Source organism: Streptomyces daqingensis (genome assembly GCF_014645895.1).
In the GTDB taxonomy this organism is placed as follows: domain Bacteria; phylum Actinomycetota; class Actinomycetes; order Streptomycetales; family Streptomycetaceae; genus Streptomyces; species Streptomyces daqingensis.
The window spans coordinates 131472-155745 of sequence record NZ_BMMP01000016.1 but is presented as its reverse complement, the minus strand read 5'-3'; the positions used below and the strand labels follow the sequence as shown (position 1 = coordinate 155745).

Sequence of the window (24274 nt, the reverse complement as noted above, 5' to 3'; positions counted from 1 at the left end):
GAGGCCAACCAGGGCCTCCACCCCTCCGCTTGTCGTGAAAGGTGCTCATGGGCTACGGCGAGAAGCGCGCCGACTACTACCGGGGTCGGTACTGGATTGCACCCGGCGTTCTCCGCACCGTGGTGGACGCCAACGGTTCCACGATCCGATTCGCCACTAAGCGCGAGGCCGCGAAGGCAGCGAATGATGCGGAGGCCAAGGTCAGAGAGGTCGGCTATCGGGACCCGAAGGCCGGAAAGGAGACCTTCGGCGAGTACGTGAACCGCTGGTACGCGGCGCAGGAACTGGCCGCGTCCACCATGCAGAACTACAAGCGGCACATCGAGGAACACCTCCTCCCCGCTTTCGAGGACAAGCCCATCGCCGACATCCAACCCACGGACATCGGTGCCTGGGAGAAGAAGGAGCGGAAGCTCTACGCCGCATCCAGCGTGAAGACCTGGCATGGCACGCTGCACCTCATCCTCGCGGACGCTGTCGACGAAGGACTTCGTGACTCCAATCCGGCGACTAAACGGCGAGGCCGTGGCAAGCGCGCCGGCCGCTCCCGAAACCGCGGCCCCGAGAAGGTGGTGACCGACGCTCTCGGCATCCTGCTGACAGCCGAGAGGGCCTCTCTACTGTCTGGCCGTGACGACGAATTCGTAGCCGTGGTCCTGAAGGGCTACACCGGCATGCGATGGGGCGAAATCGTCGGCTTGGAGCGCAAGTTCGTCCGCGCCGCCTCAGTGCGGGTGGAGTGGCAGCTCTACGAACTTGACTCGGGAGAGTTCGAGCGCTGCCCACCGAAGGACGACTCCTACCGGACCGTCGACATCCCAAAGTGGCTGGCCGGCATGGTCGCGAGCCATATCACCCGCACCGAATCGACACCCTGCCCCTGCCACGAGCACGTCTACGTGTTCCGTGGCAACGGTCCAGCCAACGGAGCCGCCCGGCACGTCGGCGCGAAGCTGGTCGACGTCGCCCGTCGCGCCGATGTCTCCCCGGCAACAGTCTCGAACGTGCTGAACCGGCCGGATGCTGTTGCGGAGCGGACACGGATCAGAGTCGAGTCGGCGGTCGCGGAACTCGGGTACGTCCGTGCCGGCCAGTCGGGAGAGACGGCTGCGCACTGGCGCCGTACCGGGTTCGCGACCTGGCTGTTCCATCCGGCCACGACGGGGTGGTACCCGAAGAAGGCCCCACAGGAGGCGCGCCCGGTACCCGTCTTGGCGCACCCGTGGCCAGGGGTGCCAGCGCGAGGACGGAACGCCTCTGGCCGTGCAGACGCGTGCTGGCTGCCGATCGCACGGGGACTCACTCCGCACGGCCTCAGGCACTCGCACAAGACAGCCATGGAGGAGCTTGGGACTCCGCCCAAGCTGATGGATGAGCGCATGGGCCATGAGGATGGCTCGGTGCAGGCGCGTTACTCACACATCACCGCGCGAATGAGGAATCGGCTCATGGACGAGCTGACCGAACAGTGGGAGGAAGCGTTGACTGCAAGGTTGGCCATGCATTCGCGGTCCCCGGTGCGCGCCCTCGATGCCTTGCTGAGAGGGCATCAGGGGTGACGACTGGGGAGTGAATTTCCTTGATCCACTCCCCGTTTACTCCCCAGAGGCCACCGAGCACGAGTCAGGGCCAGTCATCCATGGAGGATGACTGGCCCTGACCTGCTACTTCATCTGTCGGGGTGGCGGGATTTGAACCCACGACCTCTTCGTCCCGAACGAAGCGCGCTGCCAAGCTGCGCCACACCCCGAAGCAACGCGCACTACTTTAGCCCAGCCGGACGCTCAGGCGAAATCCGGTTTCCGTGCGGCTACCGTCCGCCGCCAGGCGGCCTCGGCTCAGGGTGAGCTGCCTGTCCTGACGTGCTGCTCCGCCTCAGCGTGATCAGCGGTCGGGCCCGTGCCCGGCCGACCCTCGGCCCGAGCACCCGGGAACCCGGCTCCCACGAGCCTCACACCCCCGTTGATCACGACCGACCGCCAGGGCCAGGCCCTCGAGGTCGACCCGTAGCCCGCCCCCACCAGCCCCTACGGCCGGCTCGTCAGCGTCAGCAGCGTCGCTTCCGGCGGGCAGGCGAAGCGCACCGGTGTGTAGCGGTTGGCGCCGCAGCCCGCGGAGACGTGCAGGTAGGAGGTACGTCCGCCCGCCCGGTGGCTGGAGAGGCCCTTGACCCGCGAGGTGTCCAGGTCGCAGTTGGTGACGAGCGCCCCGTAGAAGGGGACGCACAGCTGTCCCCCGTGGGTGTGACCGGCGAGGATGAGCGGGTACCGGTCGGCCGTGAAGGCGTCGAGTACGCGCAAATACGGAGCGTGCACGACCGCCAGCGAGAAGTCCGCGTCCTCCTGGGGCCCGCCGATGACGGCGCTGTAGCGGTCCCGCTTGATGTGGGGGTCGTCGAGGCCGGTGAGGCCGATCTCCTGCCCGGTGTCGAGTTTCAAGCGTCCGCGGGTGTTGCTGAGCCCGACCCATCCGGCCTTGTCGAAGGCGTCGCGCATGCCTTCCCACGGGTTGTGTACGGCGCCGACGGCGGGCGGGTTGCCGTTGAGGCCGTGGCGCCCGCTCGCCTTCTCCAGCAGGTAGCGGGCGGGGTTGCGCAGCTTCGGCCCGTAGTAGTCGTTGGAGCCGAAGACGTATGCGCCGGGCAGCTCCATGAGCGGGCCGAGCGCGTCCAGCACCTCGGGCACGGCCTCCGGGTCCGAGAGGTTGTCGCCCGTGTTGACGACGAAGTCGGGACGGAGCCCGGCGAGCGACTGCAGCCAGCGCTGCTTCTTGCGCTGCCCGCTCACCATGTGGATGTCCGACACGTGCAGTACGCGCAGCGAGTCCATGCCGGGCGGCAGCACGGGGACGGTGACGCGTCGAAGGCGGAAGGACCGGGGCTCCACGACCGTCGCGTAGCCGACGCAGGCCGCGCCGAGTGCCGTCAGGGTGAGCGGAATTCCGTATCGGGCGCGCATGTGCCCATGTTCGCAGACACGGCCCGCGGCCCGCATTCGCCGCCGTGGGCGGGGTGCGGCCGCCGCGCGGATGTCCGCTGCGCCGATATCCACGGGTGCGGCGCACGGGGCATGAGAGATGATGGCCCCTGAATCTCTGGAGGACACGAAGACGCTATGACTACGCTCAAGTCCCGGCTGCAGGACGACCTGACCGCAGCGATCAAGAAGCGCGACGAGCTCCGCTCCGCCACCCTTCGCATGACCCTCGCAGCGATCACGAAGGAAGAGGTCGCGGGCAAGTCGGCGCGTGAACTCACCGACGACGAGGTGCAGTCGGTGATCACCCGGGAGGCGAAGAAGCGCCGGGAGGCGGCGGAGGCGTTCGCCGGCGGCGGGCGTACCGAACAGGCCGATCGCGAGCGCGCGGAGGGCGAGGTGCTCGCCGACTACCTGCCGAAGCAGCTCACGGACGAGGAACTGGACGCGCTGGTCGGCGAGGCTGTGGCCGAGGCGCAGGCCGGTGGCGCCGAGGGTCCGCGGGCCATGGGCGCCGTCATGAAGATCGTCAACCCGAAGGTGGCTGGACGGGCGGAGGGCGGCCGGGTGGCCGCCGCCGTCAAGAAGCGGCTGGCGGAGGGCTGACGCTCGCCCCCGTGCAGCCTCCTGCCGCGATCGTCCGACGGACGGGGCGGGACGGACGGGGCCGCCGGGCGGCGAGGCACCGCGTACGCGTGAGGGGCGCCCCCAGGGGGGCGCCCCTCACGTATGACTCGCACGGTCTCTGCGGCCAGGTGAATGCTGCCGCCGGACGTCGGTGCCGCTGCTAGGGCCTGTCTGACAAATCCCGCCTGGCTCGCGCCGTCTGGCACGCACGTCTGCTGCGTTGTCGGACCGACCGAGTAGCCCACTACGAGGACGGACCTCCGCCTTGTATCCGCACGCACCAGACGACGCGAGCCCCGCCCTCCGGGCGAACGGCGCCATTTGTCAGACAGCCCCTAGCGGCCGCCCGGCCCGCCCCGGCCGCCGTTGCCGTTGCCGCCGAACGGGAACCCTCCGCCGCCGTCGGCGGTGCCGCCGTCCGCACCGGCGTTGGAGCCGCCGCCGGGACCGCCTGTCGCGCCGGTGTCTGCGCCGCCGTTGCCTCCGCCGCCGATGAAGTCCGGCGGCAGCGTGATGTCGGGCCAGGGGCTGTCGTCGTCCGGCGGCTTCGGCTTGTCGCGGCCCTTGCCCTTGCCCTTCCCCTTGCCGTCCCTGATGGGGACGTGGTTGAAGTCCGGCGCGGGCTCGCCCGCCAGAGCACCCGCCATGGCGTCCCGCCAGATGGGGCCGGGGACTTCACCGCCGAACACCTTGTCGTGGTAGACGCCGCCGATGCTGATGTTCGTCATCTGCGTCTTGTGCGCGGGGTCCCCGACCCAGACGGCGCCGGACATGTTCGGCGTGTAGCCGACGAACCAGGCGGCGTAACGCTGGTCGGTCGTACCGGTCTTGCCCGCGCTGTCGCGCCCGCTCAGCCCCGCCTTCTTTCCGGTGCCGTCCTCGACGACGCCGCGCAGCAGCGAGTTGACGGTGTCGGCGGTGCGCTGGCTCATGGCCCGCGTGCACGAAGTCTTCGGGACGGGAAGCGACTTGCCGTCGGCGTCGGTGATCGACTTCAGGGCGACGGGCGTGCAGTGCACCCCGCGGTTGGCGAACGTCGCGTAGCCCTCGGCCATCGTCAGGGGGGACATCTCCTGCGTGCCGAGGGAGATCGACGGCACCTGGTCGATCTTCTTGCCGTCGGCCCGCTGGATGCCCATCTTCTCCGCCATCTCCGTGACGGGGCAGACGCCGGTCTCGCTGATGAGGGAGACGAAGTAGGTGTTGACCGACTTCGCGGTCGCCTCCTTCATCTCGTACGGGCCGACCTCGCGCCGGTTCTCGTTCTCCACCGGCGCGCTGCCGTTCCACTGCCCGTTGCAGGTCTGCACGGGGGAGGGGTACTTCATCTTGTACGGCGAGGGGTACTTCTTGTACACGCTCATCCCGCGCTCCAGCGCGGCCGCCGCGATGACCGGCTTGAAGGTGGAGCCCGGCTGATAGCCGGCGCCGCCGCCCATGTCCTGGTCGACGGAGAGGTTGATCTGCGTCTCGTTCTTGCCGAACCCGTACGGCCGCGACTGACCCATCGCCAGGATGCGGCCGGTTCCGGGCTCGACGATGGACGCGGCCGTCGCCACCTTGTCCGACTGGTTCACATGGCCCTTCACCGAGGCCTCGACGGACTTCTGGGCCTTCGGGTCCAGCGTCGTCCTGACCGTCAGGCCGCCCTGGTTCCAGCGCTTCGCCCGGGCCTTGGCCGTCTTGCCGAACGCCGGGTCGTTGAGGACCACTTCGCGTACGTAGTCGCAGAAGAAGCCGGCGCCGCGGGAGGCGGTGATGCAGCCGTTCCGCGGCTTGCTGACGTCCAGGCCGAGGGGCTCCTCACGAGCCTCCCGGGCCTCCTTCGCGCTGATGTGGCCGAGGGCCTCCATGCGGGAGAGCACGGTGTTGCGCCGCTTCTCGGCCGCGTGCTCGTGCTGGACGGGGTCGTACCGCGCGGGCGACTGCACGAGCCCGGCCAGCAGGGCCGACTCGGCCAGATCGAGTTCCTTGGCGGGCTTGGAGAAGTAGCGCTGCGCGGCAGCCTCGATGCCGTAGGCCTGCTGCCCGAAGAAGGTGATGTTGAGGTAGTTCTCGAGGATCTTCTTCTTCCCGAGGCTCTCCTCGACCTGGATCGCGTACTTGAGTTCCTTGATCTTCCGGCCGATGGTCTGGCGGGTGGCCTGCGCGACCTTGTCCGGGTCGTCGCCCGCCTCCTCCACGAAGACGTTCTTGACGTACTGCTGGGTGAGCGAGGAGGCGCCTTCCTCGACTTCGCCGTTCTGCGCGTTGCGGTTGAGGGCGCGGAGGATGCCCTTGAGGTCCACGGCGCCGTGCTTGTAGAAGCGGGCGTCCTCGATCGCGACGATGGCCTTGCGCATGGTCGGCGAGACGTCCTTCAGATCGACCACCGTGCGGTCGCGTGAGTAGATCTTCGCGATCTCGCCGCCGTCCGCGTCCAGGATCGTGGTGCGCTGACTCAGCGGCGGGCGCTTGAGGTTGGCGGGCAGCTCGTCGAACCCCTCGACGGTGCCTTTCGCCATCAGACCGAGGCCGCCGGCAGCGGGCAGCGCCAGCCCTGCCAGGACCGCGCCCGCCAGCACACTGACCCCGAGGAACTTGGCCGCCTGCTGCGATACGGGCACGCCTGCGCCGCTCGACCCCTTCTTCACCATGCCGATCAGCCTACGTTCTCAATTGCCGGACAGGGGAGCCTCTGTTCGCCTAAGCTGATGGGCACATCGAACCTCACACCGTCATCGCGGCATCGCACCGCAACTGCCTCATTTCTCACTCCTGTGAGTGATGAGGATTGTCCGGAACAGCGCCAACTGTCGTGATGTGTCTCGTAAGTCGCGCCCCATCGCTTTCGCGGTCCACCTGCTTCGCTTCTGAAGTCCCAGGTTGTCACCGCGTCACTCCGGTGGGTGATCTGTCGCGCCCACATAGTCCGTTCGGGCCATCCAAGTTTGGGCCCGCAGGGGGTGTTGCGCCCTGCCCACCTTCCGTAACGTCACCATCTGGCAACGGTGAATATGCCGTTCGCCGCCGTGGGGGAGCCTCGATTCGGGAGAGGACGGCGCCGGCTATGGGCTGGGTAACCGACTGGAGTGCGCAGGCAGCCTGCCGCACTACCGATCCGGATGAACTGTTCGTGCAAGGAGCGGCACAGAACCGCGCCAAGGCCGTCTGCACCGGGTGCCCTGTGCGCACCGAGTGTCTGGCCGATGCTCTGGACAACCGAGTGGAGTTCGGTGTCTGGGGCGGAATGACCGAGCGGGAGCGCAGGGCGTTGTTGCGCCGGCGTCCGACGGTCACTTCTTGGCGCCGCCTGCTCGAGACAGCGCGCAGCGAGTACGAGCGCGACTCGGGAGGCATGCTGCCCCTGGACCTTGAGGAGGCGAAGGACTACGCCGTGAACGCCGTGAAGGACTACGCAGCGGCGGGCTGAACTCCACGGCGTACGCGAGAGGCCGGGCGACCGACCGGCCGGGTGACCGACGGCCGGACTGCCGCAGCAGGACCAGCGGCACGGCTGCTCGCGTCATGTGACGACGACTTGGGCACCACCGTGTACGAGAGTGCGCGGGGCTGCCGTGACCTGTCCGTTCCCTGACCCGGGACGGCGTCCGCCGATTGAAAGACGTACAGCCGCGAGAGGTGTACGGAGGCGTGCAGAAGTCCGACGGGCCGGCCGCGACCAGCGGCCGGGCCCGCGGGCGCTCTCGTGGTGGCGCACCACCTCGTTGTCGGGTGACTCCGGACGAGACGCAGCGCTTACGGATCGGGCCTCGTGCCGACCGGCAACCCCCATCGGGCCGGCACGCGGGCCCCGTCCGCGTTCTGTGCCGGACGGTGCGCGACGCTGCGCTGTGCCCCGAGCCGGAGCGCAGGCGCGACCGGACCGCGATCCACCCGGAACCGCTGGTGGGTCGAGCGCTGGACGGCCTCGGACGGGCTGAGCATCTGGCGGTGAGGGTGCGGGGCGCGTCAGGCGGTCTCTGCCGCGTGCGCCAACTGGGCGCCGATCGCCCGCAGTCCGGTGAGGTCGTGTACGTCGCCTGCGAGCGCGCCCACTTCGGCGACGGGCACCTCGGGGTGCAGGGCGGCGAAGCGGTCGCGGGTGCGGCGCTCACGCGTCAGCAGCTGCATGCGCTCGGCGTGCAGCCGGAGAAGCGCGGCCGCCAGCTCATCGGCTTCCTCTGCGTCTTCGGCTTCGTCCTCGGTGCCGGGCCGCCCGGGGGAGGGGGCGCCGTCCTTCTCGTCCTTCCCGTCCCCTCGATCCACAATGCGGCCCTCTTCAAGATTTTCCGCCGCCGCGAGAGCCCGCTCCGCACTCAGGCCGGCGGCGCCGCTGCCGTGAACGCGGTTGAGCACCAGACCGGCCAGCGGCATGTGGTCCTCGGCCAGCCGCTCCACGAAGTACGCCGCCTCGCGCAGCGCGTCCCGCTCCGGCGCGGCCACCACGAGGAAGGCCGTGCCCGGTGCCTGCAGCAGCCGGTAGGTCGCGTCGGCGCGGGTGCGGAAGCCGCCGAACATGGTGTCCATAGCGGCGACGAACGTCTGCACGTCGCTCAGCAGCCCCGTGCCGAGCAGCTTGTTGAGCGCGCCGGTGAACATCGAGAGGCCGGCCATCCCGAGGTTGACGAACTTCATGCCGGCACGGCCACCGGCCTTCGCCGGGGCCATCAGCATCCTGATGAAGCGGCCGTCGAGGAAGGAGCCCAGCCGCTTCGGGGCGTCGAGGAAGTCCAGAGCGGAACGCGAGGGAGGGGTGTCGACGACGATCAGGTCCCACTCTTCACCGCCGTCCGAAGGGGAGCGCAGCTGCCCCAGCTTCTCCATCGCCATGTACTCCTGCGTCCCCGCGAAGCCCGCCGACAGCGACTGGTAGAAGGGGTTGCCGAGGATGGCCTGGGCACGCTCGGGGTCGGCGTGGGCCTCGACGATCTCGTCGAAGGTCCGCTTCATGTCGAGCATCATCGCGTGCAGTTCGCCGCCTGCCGCGCCGTCGATGCCGGGGACGGGGCGCGGGGTGTTGTCGAGTTCGGTGAGGCCTATCGACTGTGCGAGACGGCGTGCCGGATCGATGGTCAGTACGACGGTCCTGCGGCCGCGTTCCGCCGCGCGCACGCCCAGTGCGGCAGCCGTGGTCGTCTTGCCGACGCCTCCCGCCCCGCAGCAGACGATGATCCGGGTGGCCGGGTCGTCGAGCAACGGGTCGACGGCCAGGGGTACTTCCGCGGCCAGCGGATTGCCGCCGGGCGCGGAGCCGGCTCCTGAGCCGGCGGACTTCCGGGGCGGAGCGGTCCTATCGTCGGTCATGCCGCCTCCCTGGACGGTGGCAACTGTTCGCGCAGGTCCGCGGCGAGCTGGTAAAGACCTGCGAGTTCGATTCCCTCGCCGAGCAGACCGAGTTCGTAGACGGGCAGCTCCAGCTCCGCCAGCGCGGCGCGCTGGTCGCTCTCCAGCCCCACGCGTTCCGCGTGCTCGCGCGCCTGCTCCAGCAGCGGAGCCACCAGCCGGTCCCCATGGGGCAGCCCCGCGCGGCCGAGTGCCCCGGCGACGTGTCCGGCGGAACCGTCCGGGCCTCCGCTCTCCGCCCGGTCCAGCAGCGCCTCGTCGAGGAGGTGCGGCCGCACCATGTTGACGAGGACGGCCCCCACCGGGAGGCCCGCCGCGCGGAGTTCCGCCACCCCGTCGACCGTCTCCTGTACGGGCATCTCCTCCAGCAGCGTCACCAAGTGGACGGCGGTCTCGGGCGACTTCAGCACCCGCATCACGGCCTGCGCCTGGTTGTGCACGGGCCCGACCTTGGCGAGGCCTGCGACCTCCTCGTTGACCCCGAGGAAGCGGGTGATGCGCCCCGTGGGGGGCGCGTCCATGACCACGGCGTCGTACACGCGGCGGTCGTTCTTGTCGCGGCGCCGAACCGCCTCGCAGGCCTTGCCCGTCAGCAGTACGTCACGGAGTCCCGGCGCGATGGTCGTGGCGAAGTCGATCGCGCCGAGCTTCTTCAGCGCGCGGCCGGCGCTGCCCAGCTTGTAGAACATCTGCAGGTAGTCCAGCAGGGCCCGTTCGGGGTCTATAGCCAGGGCGTGGACCTCGCCGCCGTCGTGCGCGACGGCGATCTTCCGCTCCTCGTAGGGGAGCGCCTCCGTCTCGAAGAGCTGGGCGATGCCCTGTCTGCCCTCGACCTCGACGAGAAGCGTCCGCCTACCGCCGCTGGCCAGGGCCAGCGCGAGTGCGGCGGCGACCGTCGTCTTGCCGGTCCCGCCCTTGCCCGTCACCACATGCAGCCTGCTCACGCCCGGGAGCCTAACCAGGGAACCGACGGGCTACGCTCGGCACCATGACGAAGTGGGAATACTCGACAGTGCCGTTGCTCGTCCACGCGACGAAGCAGATCCTGGACACCTGGGGCGAGGACGGCTGGGAGCTCGTCCAGGTCGTACCGGGGCCCAACTCCGAGCAGCTGGTGGCCTACCTGAAGCGGGAGAAGCAGTGAGCAGCGTCGAGGCCAGGCTCGCGGAGCTGGGCATCACGCTGCCCGACGTGGCGACTCCGGCGGGGGCGTACGTTCCGGCGCTGCGCAGCGGGCGGTACGTCTACACGGCGGGGCAGGTGCCGTTCGTGGACGGCAAGCTGCCGATGACCGGCAAGGTCGGTGCGGAGGTCACGCCGGAGGAGGCCAAGGACCTCGCGCGTACGTGCGCGTTGAACGCGCTGGCGGCGGTGGCTTCGGTAGCGGGCGGTCTGGAGCGCGTCGTCCGTGTCGTGAAGGTCACCGGCTTCGTGGCGTCCGCGCCCGACTTCACAGGGCAGCCCGGGGTGCTCAACGGGGCCAGTGAACTGCTGCACGAGGTCCTCGGCGACAGGGGCGTGCACGCGCGGAGCGCGGTGGGCGTCGCGGTGCTCCCGATGGACGCGCCGGTCGAGGTCGAGATCCAGGTCGAGCTCGCCGACTGGTCGGAGTGACTGCGCGCGGGTCGCGCTGACCGGTTGTACTGACCTGGCGTCGCACCGGCTACGCGTCGTACCGCTGTCCGTAAGCGGGCCGTTGTACTGACCGTGTGCCGCTGCGGCTGCGCGTGGTCTCAGTGTCCTGCTCGCGCAGGTGACCGCAGCGCCGTGGCGGACGTCCGCAGGCGGGACGGCGTGCCCGTCCTTCCTGCGGCGCCGGGCCCCGGCCGGGCGCCGCTGTCGGCGAGGCGGCCCCTGGCCCCTCTCGAACATCGCAGCGAGGGCCCGTAGCATCCGCCCATGTCGTCCTCCTCCACGAACGGTCAGTGGTACCCCCCGGAATGGCCGGCCCGTATCCGCGCCCTGGCCGCGGGCGAGCTCACGCCAGTGACGCCGCGGCTGGCCGCGACGGTCATGCTGCTGCGCGACACCCCCGGCGGCGGCCCATCGGTGTACATGCTGCGGCGGCGCACGTCCATGCCCTTCGCGGGCGGCGCGTACGCCTACCCCGGCGGCGGCGTCGACCCGCGCGACGAGCACTGGGGCACCGGCGGCCGCAGGCCCGGCGACGGCTGGGCGGGCCCCTCCCGTACGGAGTGGGCGGAACGTTTCGGTACGGACGAGGCGACCGCTCAGGCGATCGTCTGCGCGGCCGTGCGCGAGACGTTCGAGGAGGCGGGCGTACTGCTCGCCGGCCCGGACGAGTCGAGCGTCGTGGACGACACGACAGGTGACGACTGGGAACGCGACCGCGCGGCTCTCGTCGCGCACGAACTGTCCTTCGCCGACTTCCTGCAGCAGCGCGGCCTGGTCCTCCGCAGCGACCTGCTGGGCGGCTGGTCGCACTGGATCACCCCCGAGTTCGAGGCACGCCGCTACGACACCTGGTTCTTCGTGGCCGCGCTCCCGGAGGGCCAGCGCACCCGCAACGCGTCGACCGAGGCGGACCGCACGGTCTGGACGCGTCCCGACGACGCGGCCGGCGGCTACGACCGCGGCGAGCTGCTCATGATGCCGCCCACGATCGCCATGCTGCGCCAGCTCGCTCCGTACGGTTCGGCGGCCGAGGCGCTGCGGGCGAGTGCGCGGCGGGACCTCTCGCCGGTGCTCGCGGAGGCACGGCTGGAGGACGGCCAGGTCGTGCTCAGCTGGCCGGGCCACGACGAGTTCACCAAGCGCGTCGACGTGGACAGCACCCGGCCTGGAGCGGCGTCCGCGAGCGACAGCGCGGGCGGCGGCGCGGACAGTGGAATGCCGGACAGTGCCGTCGCGGACAGTGCGACGGGAGACGGGAGCACGGCATGACCGCCGCCGCCTCCCTGCCCGGCCAGCCGCGCGGCGGCGTGATCAGCGGCCCGGCGACCGCCCGCGCCCACTGCGTGCTGGCCCCGAATCCCTCCGCCATGACCCTCGACGGCACGAACACCTGGATCGTCGCCGAGCCGGACTCCGATCTCGCCGTCGTCGTCGACCCCGGTCCGCTCGACGAGGAACACCTGCGCCACGTGATCGACACGGCAGAGCGCGCGGGGAAGCGCGTGGCGCTCACCCTGCTCACCCACGGCCATCCCGACCACGCGGAGGGCGCGGCACGGTTCGCGGAACTGTCGGGAACGTCCGTACGGGCGCTCGATCCGGCCCTCCGCCTCGGGGACGAGGGCCTGGCCGCGGGCGACGTCGTCGACACCGGCGGTCTCGAACTGCGCGTGGTGCCGACCCCCGGCCACACCGCCGACTCGCTCTGCTTCCACCTGCCCGCGGAGGGCGCCGTACTGACGGGCGACACGGTGCTGGGGCGCGGTACGACTGTCGTGGCGCACCCGGACGGACGGCTGGGCGACTACCTGGACTCGCTGCGCCGGCTCCGGTCGCTGACCGCGGACGACGGGGTGTCGACCGTCCTGCCGGGGCACGGTCCGGTCCTGGAGGACGCCCAGGGAGTCGTCGACTTCTACCTGGCGCACCGCCGGCAACGTCTCGCGCAGATCGAGACCGCTGTGCGCAGCGGCTTCCGCACGCCCTCCGAGGTGGTCGCGCACGTCTACGCCGACGTCGACCGGTCCCTGTGGCCCGCGGCGGAGCTGTCGGTGCGTGCACAGCTCGTGTATCTGCGCGAGCGGGGGATCTCTCCGGAGACGCCCTGACGGAGCGGCGCGGCCCGTCTCCCATGGGCCGGCCCGCCTCCCGGCGCACGGCGGCCGCGTCCCGCGCGGTGGCGAACGTAAGGGGCGCCCTCCGAAGAGGACGCCCCTTATGAACTGCTTCTGGCGCGTGTCAGCGGCTCCGCTTGGCCAGCCGCTCGATGTCGAGCAGGATCACGGCGCGGGCCTCGAGGCGCAGCCATCCGCGTCCGGCGAAGTCGGCGAGGGCCTTGTTCACCGTCTCGCGGGAGGCGCCCACGAGCTGGGCCAGCTCTTCCTGCGTGAGGTCGTGCACGACGTGGATGCCTTCTTCGGACTGCACGCCGAAGCGGCGCGACAGGTCCAGGAGCTGCTTGGCGACGCGGCCCGGGACGTCCGAGAAGACGAGGTCGGACATCGAGTCGTTGGTGCGGCGCAGCCTGCGCGCGATGGCGCGGAGCAGGGCGGAGGCGACCTCGGGACGCACGTTGAGCCAGGGCTGCAGGTCCCCGTGGCCCAGTCCGAGCAGCTTGACCTCGGTCAGCGCGGAGGCGGTGGCCGTGCGCGGGCCCGGGTCGAAGAGGGACAGCTCGCCGATCAGCTCGCCGGGCCCCAGGACGGCCAGCATGTTCTCGCGGCCGTCCGGGGAGGTGCGGTGGAGCTTCACCTTCCCCTCGGTCACTACGTAGAGACGGTCGCCCGGGTCGCCCTCGTGGAAGAGGGCCTCACTGCGCGCGAGCGTGGTCTCCGACATGGAGGCGCGCAGCTCAGCGGCTTGCTCCTCATCGAGCGCCGCGAAGAGTGGGGCGCGCCGCAGAACGTCGTCCACGAGTTCTCTCCTTGTCGACCTGCCCATGGATGAAACCTCCCCGGCCCGGGGGCCGAGGGGACCGTAGAACCCCATGATGCCGGAGGGTGAAACAGTGCGATCAGTCACAAGTTTGACGCACGCACCCCGCACCCCCGAAGGCAGGGGGCCGATTGGGCTGTGAATTGCCTTCGTGCGGGGCGGATGTCATCGGGTCCCTCTAGTCTGGCCGGGTGTCCATTGCCCCGGTGAGCGCACGCGGAGCGGGGCCGGACGGGTGAGCGCGATGGGAGATTCCGCTGTGGGCGAACAGGAGCCCGTGAAGAGAACAAGCCAGGCGAAGGCGGAGGAAGCGGCCGCGGGGGCGGGAGCGAAAAGGGCCGTCACGCGGAAGGCCACGGGGAAGGCAGCCCCGACGGACGCCACGGCGAAGAAGGCGACCGCGAAGAAGTCCGATGCCGCCAAGAAGACCTCCGCGGGCAGGACGCCTGCGAAGAAGCCTGTCGCCGCGAAGACGCCCGCCAGGCCCCCGGCCGCCGAGTCCCGTCTCGCCAAGGTCCGCCGCGCCCGCCGCATCAACCGCGAGCTGAGCGAGGTGTACTACTACGCGCACCCCGAGCTCGACTTCGAGAACCCCTTCCAGCTCCTCGTCGCCACGGTGCTCTCCGCCCAGACCACGGACCTGCGCGTCAACCAGACGACCCCGGCGCTCTTCGCCGCGTACCCCACGCCGGAGGACATGGCCGCGGCGGACCCCGAGAAGCTCGAGGAGATCCTCCGTCCGACGGGCTTCTTCCGGGCCAAGGCCAAGTCCGTGCTCGGCCTGTCCGCGGCGCTGTGCGACAGGTTCGGCGGCGAGGTCCCCGGCCGGATAGAGGACTTGGTCTCGCTGCCGGGCGTGGGCCGCAAGACCGCCTTCGTGGTGCTCGGCAACGCGTTCGGCGTGCCGGGCCTCACCGTCGACACGCACTTCGGCCGGCTCGTGCGCCGCTGGAAGCTCACTGAGCAGACGGACGCGGACAAGGTCGAGACGGAGATCGCGGACCTGCTCCCCAAGAGCGAGTGGACGATGTTCTCGCACCGGACGATCTTCCACGGCCGGCGCATCTGCCATTCGCGCAAGCCGGCGTGCGGCGCGTGCCCGATAGCGCAGCTGTGCCCCTCGTACGGCGAGGGGGAGGTCGATCCGGAGAAGGCGAAGAAGCTGCTCAAGTACGAGATGGGCGGCCAGCCCGGCCAGCGTCTCAAGCCCCCGCCCGACTATCCGGGGACGCCGGCCCCTCCGCTGGGCGGCAACGGGGCGGCCCGGTGAGCGGACCTCGTACAGGCCCGGCGTGCGACGGCTCCGCGCTCCACGGCGGCCGTCCCGCGGCCCCCGTGGACGTCGACGACAGCGGCCTGCCGGACTGGCTGACGCCCGTGGCGCGGGCCGCCGGCACCCTCGAGGCCCGCCAGCTGAGCCGGTTCCTGCCTCCGGCCGACGGGGAGGGGCGCCGCTCGGCGGTGCTCGTGCTCTTCGGCGAGGGCGCCGACGGGCCGGAACTGCTGCTGATGGAGCGGGCGTCCAGCCTCCGCTCCCATGCGGGCCAGCCCTCGTTCCCCGGCGGCGCCCTCGATCCGGAGGACGGCGACCCGGACGGCGACGGCCCGCTGCGGGCCGCGCTGCGCGAGGCGGAGGAGGAGACCGGCCTCGACCCGTCGGGGGTGCAGATCTTCGCGACGCTGCCGGCGCTGTACATCCCGGTGAGCGATTTCGTGGTCACGCCCGTACTGGCCTGGTGGCGCCGCCCCACTCCGGTGGAGCCCGTCGACCCCGCGGAGACGGCGCGGGTCTTCACGGTCCCCGTCTCCGAGCTGGCGGACCCGGCGAACCGCGCCATGGCGGCTCATCCCTCGGGCCACACCGGCCCGGCCTTCAGCGTCGGGCCGGCCCTCGTGTGGGGCTTCACCGCGGGCGTCATCGACCGGATCCTGCACCACGCCGGATGGGAGAGGCCCTGGGACCGCGACAGGCGGGTACCCCTCGACTGGCGTGCGTGAGCCGCCTTCCACCCGACGAGGAGAAGAGACGAATGACGTGCTGGACGGCCCGGCGGCCCCGCTGCCCCGTACCCGCGACCGGGTCCCCCGTCCGGGCTCCTGGGCCCGCATGAAACGGTGGCTTCCGTGAACGCGCTGGACTTCGTGCTCCTGCTCGCCGCCGTGTGGTTCGCCGTCGTGGGCTACCGGCAGGGCTTCATCGTCGGCATCCTCTCGGTTGCCGGCTTCCTCGGCGGCGGCCTCGTCGCCGTCTATCTGCTGCCCTTCGTCTGGGAGCGGGTGACGGACGATTCACGGCCAGGCACGGCCGCGGTGGTGGGGGCCGTGGTGCTCGTCATCGTCTGCGCGTCCGTCGGCCAGGCGTTCACCACGCATCTCGGCAACAAGGCGCGGCAGCACATCACGTGGACGCCCGCCCGGGCGCTGGACGCCACGGGTGGGGCGCTGGTGAACGTGGTGGCGATGCTGCTCGTGGCGTGGCTCATCGGGTCCGCCCTCGCGGGCACGTCCCTGCCGGCCGTCAGCAAGGAGGTGCGCAACTCGAGCGTGCTGCTGGGGGTTTCACGCGTGCTGCCGCAGCAGGCGGACAGCTGGTTCAACGACTTCTCCTCGACGCTCGCGCAGAACGGGCTGCCGCAGGTCTTCTCTCCCTTCTCCGACGAGCCGATCACCTCCGTCCCGGCGCCCGACCCGAAGCTGGCGAAGTCGCCGGTCGCGGCCGAGGCCAAGCGCAGCATCGTCAAGGTCCTCGGTACGGCCACCAGGTGCGGCAAGGTCCTCGAGGGCACCGGCTTCGTCTACGGCCGGCACCGGGTGATGACGAACGCCCACGTGGTCGGGGGAGTGCTGGAGCCGACCGTGCAGGTCGGCGGTGAGGGCCGGGTCTACGACGCCGAGGTCGTGCTGTACGACTGGAAGCGGGACGTTGCCGTCCTCGACGTCCCCGCCCTGGAGGCACCGGCACTGGAGTTCGCGGGCAAGGACGCGAAGCGGGGCGACGGCGCCATCGTCGCGGGCTTCCCGGAGAACGGCGGGTACGACGTCCGCGCCGCGAGGGTGCGGGGCCGGGTCGACGCCGACGGCCCCGACATCTACCACCGCGACAAGGTGAGGCGCGACATCTACTCGCTGCACACCACGATCCGCCAGGGCAACAGCGGAGGCCCGCTCCTCACGCCCGACGGCAAGGTCTACGGAGTCGTCTTCGCCAAGTCGCTCGACGACTCACGCACCGGGTACGCGCTGACCGCCGACGAGGTGCGCTCCGACGCGGTGCGGGGCCGCAGCGTCGCGAAGCGGGCCGACAGCCAGACCTGCGCGATGTGAGCCGGCGGTCTGACGGATCGGAAGCCTGAAGCCAAGCCGACCCGCCGCTGCGGCGACGGGGTCCGCCCTGGCCCCTGCCGGCACACGCGGGCCCCACGGCGGGGTGCGCGCCGGCAACGGCCCGCTCAGGAGCGCCGGCCCAACTCCCGGCGTACGCCGGGCCGTCGGCCGACAGCGCGATGCGCTGGCGGCCGGCGTCTCGTCAGTGCACGCGTGATCCGCTGGTGCGGTTCAGCCGCGTGGATGCCGCAGCCGTGCGCCGAACCAGCGCGCGCGACGGCGGAGAAGATGTGGAATCCCTGGTTCGCCGATGATCCCGAGCCGATCGGGGCGGTTGCGCCCCGTTCGCTGCACAGGGACCAGCCCTTTCAGTCCGCTGCTCTTACGTGCCACGTCACGGTAGTCGTGCGTCCAGCCCATACAGCGCACTCTGCCCGGGCGCCGAGGCCGGTAACCGTCTGACGGGCCATCAAATGAGTATGCGGGGGGCACGTGTCGGTCGCGTGGGCGAAGCGTGAGCGGCGGTGTCCGAGCGGCGCGCTCCGTCCGCACGGGTGCCCCCGCCCGCCCGGACCATGCGTCACCTGTCGGGTTCGGGGTCCTTCAGCCAGCCGATGAGCTCGGACGAGAAGGCGGCCGGGTCCTCCTCGTGCGGCCAGTGGCCCAGACCGTCGAACAACCGCCAGCGGTACGGCGCTTCGACGTACTGCCCCGACCCGGCCGAGCTCCGCGTACGCAGCACCGGATCGAGGGACCCGTGCAGTTGCAGCGTCGGAACCCGGACCGGGCGCTTCATCCGCCGGTTGAACTGGATCCCGTCCGGACGCGCGAGCGAACGCACCAGCCAGCGGTACGGCTCGACGGAGCAGTGCGCAGTGGAGGGGATGCACATGGCCTGCCGGTAGCGGTCGACCGCCTCGTCGGAATCGGGCTGCTCGGAGAACCGGGGGCCGCCCCAGCCACGCACGAGCTTGCCCACCAACTCACCCTCGTCAGCGACGAGTTGACGCTCCGGCACGAACGGACGCTGGAATCCCCAGATGTACGAGCCGGCCGCCGTCTGCCGCACGTCCTTGAGCATCGACGCCCGCCAGCGCCGCGGGTGGGGCATCGAGGAGACGGCCAGTCGCCGGATCAGCTTCGGCCGCATGACGGCTGCCGTCCACGCCAGGTAGCCGCCGAGGTCGTGGCCGACGAGCGCGGCGTCGGGTTCGCCGAGCGAGCGGATGACACCGGTCACGTCGAGGGCGAGGTTGGCCGGGTCGTAACCGCGCGGTGTGCGGTCGCTGCCGCCGACACCGCGCAGGTCCATGGCGACGGCGCGGAACCCGGCGTCGGCGAGCGCCGTCATCTGGTGCCGCCACGTCCACCAGTACTGCGGGAATCCGTGCAGCAGCAGGACGAGCGGTCCGTCACCCGTCTCGGCGATGTGGAAACGCGCCCCGTTCGCGGCGACGTCCCGGTGCGTCCAGGGGCCTTCGGGACGGATCACGTGGGCGGGAACTGCGGGACGCGTCATACGGACGAGCCTGTCACACTTCCGGCGGACCGGACGCCGCGCGCGGACGGCAGCCGCGCGCGGGAGTGCGGAGCGGTGCCAGGGCGCGCAGCGCTACGCGAAACCGTCCGGTCGGGCGCCCGCGCACGCCCCAGGCTCCCTTGCCCGCAGGCCCTCATGCTCAGCTCCCGTCGGCGCCCGGGGGAGTCTCCCGCCCGCCGGACGCGGCAGCCGCAGCGCGGGCGCAGCGTCAGACGCCAGCCGAGTGCGGTGCCCGCTCCACGGCCGGTCGCCCGGCGCCCCCTTCGAGCCTCGGGTCGTCCTTGCCGAGGTCGACGGCCGGACGAGGATGGGGCTTGGCGCGCGAGAGCACGGCGGCCGTCTCCTTCGCGGAGGCGATCGACTTCTCCGGCGGCTTGATCCGCTTGAACTTCCTCATGGCCAGGAGCAGCAGGATCAGGGCGACGACGATGTAGGCGCCGCCCACGATCAGGAACGACCAGGCGAGCCCCAGACCGAGGTTGTGGATGCCGTAGGCGGCGGCGAAGCTGAGCACCGGCAGCGAGAAGAGCAGCAGCACCCCGGCGACGGTGGCGGCGCCACCGCCGACGATCCCCCGCTTCACGTCCTGCCGGATCTCGGCCTTGGCCAGCGCGATCTCGTCGTGTACGAGCGCGGACATCTCGGCCGTCGCCGAGGCGACCAACTGGCCGAGACTGCGGCCGTCGTCGGCAGAACTCATCGGTTTCTCCCTCTCCATCGGATCTGGCCTGCTCGTCCGTCAGATCATGCCGGACCATCGTGCTGCACGGGTGCCCAGGGAGGTCACGGGTGCAAGCCCGGCCCGCGGCCCCGACGTTGACGAAGCGTACGGGGCGACGCCTGGCGGAGGGCGCAACGCCCCGGGGCCGCGCCGGGCGGCCCCCTGGCCTCGCCGAGTGCCCAGCGACGCGGAAAGGGACACCCGGCGGGCGCCGGATGCCCCTCTCGTACGCTCCACTTCGGCGGAGCGGCCGGCGGTGCGCCGGCCGCTGCTCCGCCCGCCGGACGGCCCGTCCCCACCGGAACGGGCCCGTGCCGGACGGGACTTCGCCGCGTCAGCGAACGCCTCGGTCCACCCGAAGGCGCACGTCTCAGCCCACGTCTCAGTCCTCGCTGGCCGCGCTCGGCAGCTTGTCCTGGATCAGCGCCATGACGGAGGAGTCGGTCAGCGTGCTGACGTCGCCGAGCTCCCTGTTCTCCGCGATGTCGCGGAGCAGCCGGCGCATGATCTTGCCGGAACGCGTCTTGGGCAGCTCCGCCACCGGCAGGATCCGCTTGGGCTTCGCGATCGGGCCGAGCTGCTTCGAGACGTGCTGGCGCAGCTCGTCCACCAGCCCGTCGTCCTCGGCGGCCGAACCGCGGAGGATGACGAACGCGCAGATGGACTGCGTCGTCTGCGGGTCGGTGGCCCCGACGACGGCCGCCTCGGCGACCTTCGGGTGGGAGACGAGCGCCGACTCGACCTCGGTGGTGGAGATGTTGTGCCCCGAGACGAGCATGACGTCGTCGACGCGGCCCAGCAGCCAGATGTCGCCGTCGTCGTCCTTCTTCGCGCCGTCACCGGCGAAGTACAGGTTCTCGAAGCGGGACCAGTAGGTGTCGAGGAAGCGCTGGTCGTCGCCCCAGATGGTGCGCAGCATCGACGGCCAGGGCTCGGTGAGCACCATGTATCCGCCGCCGCCGTCGGGCACCTCGCGCGCCTCGTCGTCCACGACGGTCGCCGAGATGCCGGGCAGCGCCTGCTGCGCGGAGCCCGGCTTGGTCTCGGTGACACCCGGCAGCGGGCTGACCATGACGCCGCCGGTCTCCGTCTGCCACCAGGTGTCGACGATGGGCGTGCGGTCGCCGCCGATGTGGTGGCGGTACCAGACCCATGCCTCCGGGTTGATGGGCTCGCCGACGGAGCCGAGGATGCGCAGCGACGACAGGTCGAACTTGGCCGGGATGTCGTCGCCCCACTTCATGCAGGCGCGGATGGCGGTAGGCGCGGTGTAGAGCAGCGAGACCTTGTACTTCTCGACGATCTCCCACCAGCGGCCCTTGTGCGGGGTGTCGGGGGTGCCCTCGTACAGCACCTCCGTGGCGCCGTTCGCGAGCGGCCCGTAGACGATGTACGAGTGCCCGGTCACCCAGCCGACGTCGGCCGTGCACCAGTAGACGTCCGTGTCCGGCTTGAGGTCGAACACGGCGTGGTGGGTGTAGGCGACCTGGGTGAGGTATCCGCCGGTGGTGTGGAGGATGCCCTTCGGCTTTCCGGTGGTGCCGGAGGTGTACAGGATGAAGAGCGGGTGCTCCGCGTCGAAGTCCTGCGGCGTGTGCTGGTCGCTCTGCCGGTCGACGACGTCGTGCCACCACACGTCGCGGCCGTCGTTCCAGTCGATGTCCTCCTGGCCGGTGCGCCTGACCACCAGCACGTTGCGGACGTTCTCCGTGCCCGGCCTGGTCAGCGCCTCGTCCACGGCGGGCTTGAGCGCGCTGGCGCCGCCCTTCCGGTAGCCGCCGTCGGACGTGATGACGACGCGGGCGTCGGCGTCCTGGATGCGGGTCGCCAGCGCGTCGGCGGAGAAGCCGCCGAAGACCACCGAGTGCGGGGCGCCGATGCGGGCGCACGCCAGCATCGCGACCACGGTCTCCGGGATCATCGGCATGTAGACGGCGACGCGGTCGCCGGCGTTGACGCCCAGCTCCGTCAGCGCGTTGGCGGCCTTGGAGACCTCGCGCTGAAGGTCCGCGTAGGTGAGGGAGCGGGTGTCGCCCGGCTCGCCTTCGAAGTGCAGTGCGACGCGGTCGCCGTTCCCGGCCTCGACGTGCCGGTCCACGCAGTTGTAGGCGACGTTGAGCTTGCCGTCCTTGAACCACTTGGCGAAGGGCGGGTTGGACCAGTCGAGCGTCTCGGTCGGCTCCTTGCCCCAGGTCAGGCGGCGTGCCTGCTCGGCCCAGAAGCCCAGCCGATCAGTCCTCGCCTGCTCGTACGCCTCGGCGGTCACGTTGGCTTGGGCAGCCAGATCGGCGGGCGGCGCGAACCTCCGCTCTTCCTTGAGCAGATTGGCCAGGCTTTCGTTGCTCACGACATCTCCCTTTCCCAGGGTGTCTGTTGTGTCCTCCACAGGCCCCGGACCTCGGACCTCGGGTACAGCTCATCAGCCGTTGCGCCGTTGTGACAAGGGTTCTCGACGAAATTGGTTTAGACCTGTCATGGCCATGCGTCCGGAGCCGGGCGGTGAACTTGCGGACGGTGCTCCGAAGCTGAGGGCGGGGCCCTCGCCCAGGGGTCCCCGGAAACCCCGCGGGCCGCTTCTCGCCCTCGTGTGCCCCCGGTAGTTGGCCCTACGCGCCCCGGTGGACGGCGGCCGGAGACGGTGCGGCCGTCCGCCGTCGAACCTGCTCGCGGACGCCGTCCTACGGCTCAACGAGTGAAGAAGTCACCCCGATCCCACCCTGATCCCTTGCCCGAGTTGCCGGTTATGCGTGACATGCAACGTTTGATTCACGTACCGGAGTCGCTCCGTTACGGAGAGACAAGGACAAGGATGAGGTGATCCGATGACAGCCACGCGACGGTGGCTCGTGGGCATATCCACGGGGATGGCGCTCACGGTGATGAGCGGCTGTTCCGGAGGCACCATCACGGGCGTTCCGGAACGCCACGGCAAGCCCGCCCCCGAGGAGAAGGCCGCGAAGCAGTCCCGCGTCATCGGGGACGGGTCGACGGCCCTGACCGGCGCCCAGCCGAACCAGCCCGTCTCCCGCCGCCTGACCCCCGGTGAGAAGCCCCCGCAGTTCGTGGTCTTCTCCTGGGACGGCGCCGGGGAGGACGGCAAGAAGCTCTTCTCCCGGTTCCGCAAGGCGGGCAAGCGGTACGGCGCGGCGCAGTCGTTCTTCCTCAGCGGCGTCTACGCCCTCCCCGAGGACGAGTCGTCCCGCTACAGGCCCCCCGGGCACCGCACGGGCGCCTCGGATATCGGCTACCTCAAGGACGCGAACATACGCGCCACGCTGAAGGAGATACGCAAGGCGTGGCTCGACGGAAACGAGATAGGCACCCACTTCAACGGGCACTTCTGCGGCCCGAGCGGTGTCGGCAGCTGGTCGGTGGACCAGTGGAAGAGCGAAATACGCCAGGCCAAGTGGTTCGTCAAGAACTGGAAGACGACCACCGGCTGGAAGGGCGAGGACCCGCTTCCCTTCGACTACGAACGGGAGCTGATAGGCGGGCGCACCCCCTGTCTCCAGGGTCAGGAGAACCTGCTGAAGGCGGCGGAGTCGATGGGCTTCCGCTACGACTCCAGCGGCAACGGACGGCAGGTCTGGCCCGGGAAGAAGAGCGGTCTGTGGGACCTGCCGCTGCAGGAAGTCCCCATGCCGGGCCGGAAGTTCGAGACCCTCTCCATGGACTACAACTTCCTGGCGAACCAGTCCGGAACCGTCAACGGACCGGTTGCGAAGCACGCGGCCTACGGCAAGCAGATGCGCGACGGCCTGATGCAGGGCTTCGAGCGTGCCTACAACGGCAACCGCGCGCCGATGATCGTCGGCAACCACTTCGAGGACTGGAACGGCGGGGTCTACATGGACGCCGTCGAGGACGTCATGAAGTCGGTGTGCCAGAAGCGCGAGGTCCGCTGCGTCTCGTTCAAGCAGCTGGTCGAATGGCTGGACGAGCAGGATCCGGAGGTGCTCGAGCGGCTGCGCTCGCTGCCCGTCGGTGAGAAGCCCGAGGGCGGCTGGAAGAAGTTCCTGCGCGGCCCGCGGACCAAGCTCCTCTCCCGCTGACGTCCCTCCCCGACGCCACGCCTGACCGTCACGTCCCCTGTCCGCCCTCTCCCCTTACTCCGTCGAAAGCCCGGGGCGCCGCTCGCCGGCGCCCCGGGCAGCGGGGGATCCCGCTGAGTAACCGGGCGCCCGCTCAGGCGGGCTGCGGCTGCGGAGCCGGCCGTTCCCCCAGGACGAAGCCGGGGTCGACCTGCTCGGACAGGTCGGCCCCGGTCTTGTCGTTGCCCCAGCTCTCCGCGTTGCGCAGGTGGAAGTGGACCATCTGCTCCATGTAGCGCTGCCAGTCGCGCCGTTCGTACGCGGCGTCGGCCGTCTCCCTGAGGACGTCCAGGGCGCAGCGGTTGGGCTCCTCCAGTTCGGCCAGCGTGCGGGGGCGGCCCTTCTCCATCGCGCGCACCCAGTCCGACTGCCCGAACGCGGTGAGCAGGTCGTCGCCGACCTCGTCCCGCAGGAACTCCAGGTCGTCCGGTCCCTGCACCTTGTTGCCCACGACGCTCAGCGGCACCCCGAAGTCCCGCGCGTACTCCTTGTACTGGCGGTGCACGGAGACCCCCTTGCGGGTGGGCTCCGCGACCAGGAACGTCATGTCGAAGCGCGTGAACATGCCGGACGCGAAGGAGTCGCTGCCCGCCGTCATGTCGACGACGACGAACTCGTCGCGCCCGTCGGCGAGATGGTTCAGGCAGAGCTCGACGGCGCCGGTCTTGGAGTGGTAGCAGGCCACGCCCAGGTCGGCCTCGGTGAAGGGGCCGGTGACCATCAGCCGCACGTCGCCGCCTACGTCTCCCTCGGGCCTGAGCGTGCGGGCACAGGCCCGGTAGACGGGGTTGTCCCCGGTGACGCCCAGCAGGCGGGAGCCCTCCCCGGGCGGCGTCGTCTTGATCATCGTCTCGGCGGAGGCGATACGGGGGTTCGTGCCGCGCAAGTAGTCCTTGATGAGCGGCAGTTGCGCACCCATCGAGGGCATGCGGGCCGCCTCGGCCTCGTCGAGCCCCAGCGCTGCACCGAGGTGCTGGTTGATGTCCGCGTCCACTGCGATCACGGGGGTGCGCCGAGCGGCGAGATGACGGATGAAGAGAGAGGACAGCGTGGTCTTGCCGCTGCCTCCCTTGCCGACGAAAGCGATTTTCATGAACAGGAG

20 protein-coding genes and 1 tRNA gene are annotated in these 24274 nt (G+C 70.6%); 11 read left to right on the top strand and 10 right to left on the bottom strand.

The features are described from left to right. Positions 1-47: 47 nt before the first annotated feature. Complete coding sequence (locus IEY56_RS22685) at positions 48-1559, top strand: tyrosine-type recombinase/integrase (protein WP_189039128.1); 1512 nt, start codon at positions 48-50, stop codon at positions 1557-1559. 117 nt (positions 1560-1676) lie between these two features. Here the strand turns inward: IEY56_RS22685 and IEY56_RS22680 are convergent. After that, positions 1677-1750: transfer RNA gene (locus IEY56_RS22680), tRNA-Pro, on the bottom strand. Between the two features lie 277 nt (positions 1751-2027). Continuing rightward, a complete protein-coding gene (locus tag IEY56_RS22675) occupies positions 2028-2957 on the bottom strand; it encodes a metallophosphoesterase (protein ID WP_189039127.1) in 930 nt (309 codons plus the stop codon). Between the two features lie 156 nt (positions 2958-3113). Here IEY56_RS22675 and IEY56_RS22670 point away from each other — a divergent pair, with 156 nt between their 5' ends. After that, the gene (locus IEY56_RS22670) at positions 3114-3581 is read left to right on the top strand and encodes a GatB/YqeY domain-containing protein (RefSeq protein WP_045865963.1); all 468 of its coding nucleotides are present in this window, start codon (positions 3114-3116) and stop codon (positions 3579-3581) included. A 356-nt stretch (positions 3582-3937) separates the two neighbouring features. Here the strand turns inward: IEY56_RS22670 and IEY56_RS22665 are convergent, their stop codons facing one another. Beyond that, positions 3938-6238: a transglycosylase domain-containing protein gene (locus IEY56_RS22665; protein ID WP_189039126.1), complete on the bottom strand. Its 2301-nt coding sequence runs from the start codon at positions 6236-6238 to the stop codon at positions 3938-3940. A 413-nt stretch (positions 6239-6651) separates the two neighbouring features. On the opposite strand from IEY56_RS22665, the gene IEY56_RS22660 reads away from it, so the two are divergent. Next, positions 6652-7014 (top strand): WhiB family transcriptional regulator, encoded by a 363-nt coding sequence (locus IEY56_RS22660; protein WP_045865961.1) that lies wholly within the window; start codon positions 6652-6654, stop codon positions 7012-7014. Positions 7015-7553: 539 nt separating this feature from the next. Here the strand turns inward: IEY56_RS22660 and bagB are convergent. Together bagB and bagA are read right to left on the bottom strand one after the other, a co-directional pair. Beyond that, a complete protein-coding gene (bagB, locus tag IEY56_RS22655; protein WP_189039125.1) occupies positions 7554-8888 on the bottom strand; it encodes an ATPase BagB in 1335 nt (444 codons plus the stop codon). After that, entirely contained in the window at positions 8885-9871 is a 987-nt protein-coding gene (gene bagA, locus IEY56_RS22650) for an ATPase BagA (protein WP_189039124.1), read from the bottom strand. Before bagA ends, bagB begins: the two co-directional genes overlap by 4 nt. 44 nt (positions 9872-9915) lie before the next feature. On the opposite strand from bagA, the gene sp36 reads away from it, so the two are divergent. From sp36 to IEY56_RS22630, 4 genes are all read left to right on the top strand, one after another. Beyond that, positions 9916-10071, top strand: a complete 156-nt coding sequence (sp36, locus tag IEY56_RS22645) for a Sp36 family protein (protein WP_074467952.1) — start codon at positions 9916-9918, stop codon at positions 10069-10071. Next, positions 10068-10541, top strand: coding sequence for a RidA family protein (locus IEY56_RS22640; RefSeq protein WP_189039123.1), 474 nt, complete (start codon positions 10068-10070; stop codon positions 10539-10541). Before sp36 ends, IEY56_RS22640 begins: the two co-directional genes overlap by 4 nt. Before the next feature lie 285 nt (positions 10542-10826). Continuing rightward, entirely contained in the window at positions 10827-11831 is a 1005-nt protein-coding gene (locus IEY56_RS22635; RefSeq protein WP_229712121.1) for an NUDIX hydrolase, read from the top strand. Further along, positions 11828-12670: an MBL fold metallo-hydrolase gene (locus tag IEY56_RS22630; RefSeq protein ID WP_189039122.1), complete on the top strand. Its 843-nt coding sequence runs from the start codon at positions 11828-11830 to the stop codon at positions 12668-12670. The genes IEY56_RS22635 and IEY56_RS22630 overlap by 4 nt, the downstream gene beginning before the upstream one ends. 130 nt (positions 12671-12800) lie before the next feature. Here IEY56_RS22630 and IEY56_RS22625 read toward each other — a convergent pair whose 3' ends face one another. Then, complete coding sequence (locus IEY56_RS22625) at positions 12801-13475, bottom strand: Crp/Fnr family transcriptional regulator (protein WP_028438501.1); 675 nt, start codon at positions 13473-13475, stop codon at positions 12801-12803. Positions 13476-13740: 265 nt separating this feature from the next. Here IEY56_RS22625 and nth point away from each other — a divergent pair, with 265 nt between their 5' ends. The 3 genes from nth (at position 13741) to IEY56_RS22610 (ending at position 16820) form a co-directional block, all read left to right on the top strand. Beyond that, a complete protein-coding gene (gene nth, locus IEY56_RS22620; RefSeq protein WP_189039121.1) occupies positions 13741-14766 on the top strand; it encodes an endonuclease III in 1026 nt (341 codons plus the stop codon). Positions 14767-14831: 65 nt separating this feature from the next. Next, positions 14832-15494 (top strand): NUDIX hydrolase, encoded by a 663-nt coding sequence (locus IEY56_RS22615; RefSeq protein WP_229712133.1) that lies wholly within the window; start codon positions 14832-14834, stop codon positions 15492-15494. A gap of 126 nt (positions 15495-15620) precedes the next feature. Continuing rightward, a complete protein-coding gene (locus IEY56_RS22610) occupies positions 15621-16820 on the top strand; it encodes a MarP family serine protease (RefSeq protein WP_189039165.1) in 1200 nt (399 codons plus the stop codon). A gap of 580 nt (positions 16821-17400) precedes the next feature. Here the strand turns inward: IEY56_RS22610 and IEY56_RS22605 are convergent. The 3 genes from IEY56_RS22605 to acs form a co-directional block, all read right to left on the bottom strand. Further along, positions 17401-18339 carry an alpha/beta fold hydrolase gene (locus IEY56_RS22605; RefSeq protein WP_189039119.1) on the bottom strand — a complete coding sequence of 313 codons (939 nt, stop codon included), beginning with the start codon at positions 18337-18339 and terminating at the stop codon, positions 17401-17403. A gap of 229 nt (positions 18340-18568) precedes the next feature. After that, positions 18569-19060, bottom strand: a complete 492-nt coding sequence (locus IEY56_RS22600; RefSeq protein WP_045865954.1) for a phage holin family protein — start codon at positions 19058-19060, stop codon at positions 18569-18571. A gap of 403 nt (positions 19061-19463) precedes the next feature. Next, entirely contained in the window at positions 19464-21428 is a 1965-nt protein-coding gene (gene acs / locus IEY56_RS22595; protein WP_189039118.1) for an acetate--CoA ligase, read from the bottom strand. Positions 21429-21903: 475 nt separating this feature from the next. Here acs and IEY56_RS22590 point away from each other — a divergent pair, with 475 nt between their 5' ends. Beyond that, entirely contained in the window at positions 21904-23133 is a 1230-nt protein-coding gene (locus IEY56_RS22590; protein ID WP_229712120.1) for a polysaccharide deacetylase family protein, read from the top strand. 133 nt (positions 23134-23266) lie between these two features. On the opposite strand, the gene IEY56_RS22585 is transcribed toward IEY56_RS22590, so the two are convergent. Beyond that, positions 23267-24265, bottom strand: coding sequence for an ATP-binding protein (locus IEY56_RS22585; protein WP_189039117.1), 999 nt, complete (start codon positions 24263-24265; stop codon positions 23267-23269). Positions 24266-24274 lie beyond the last annotated feature (9 nt).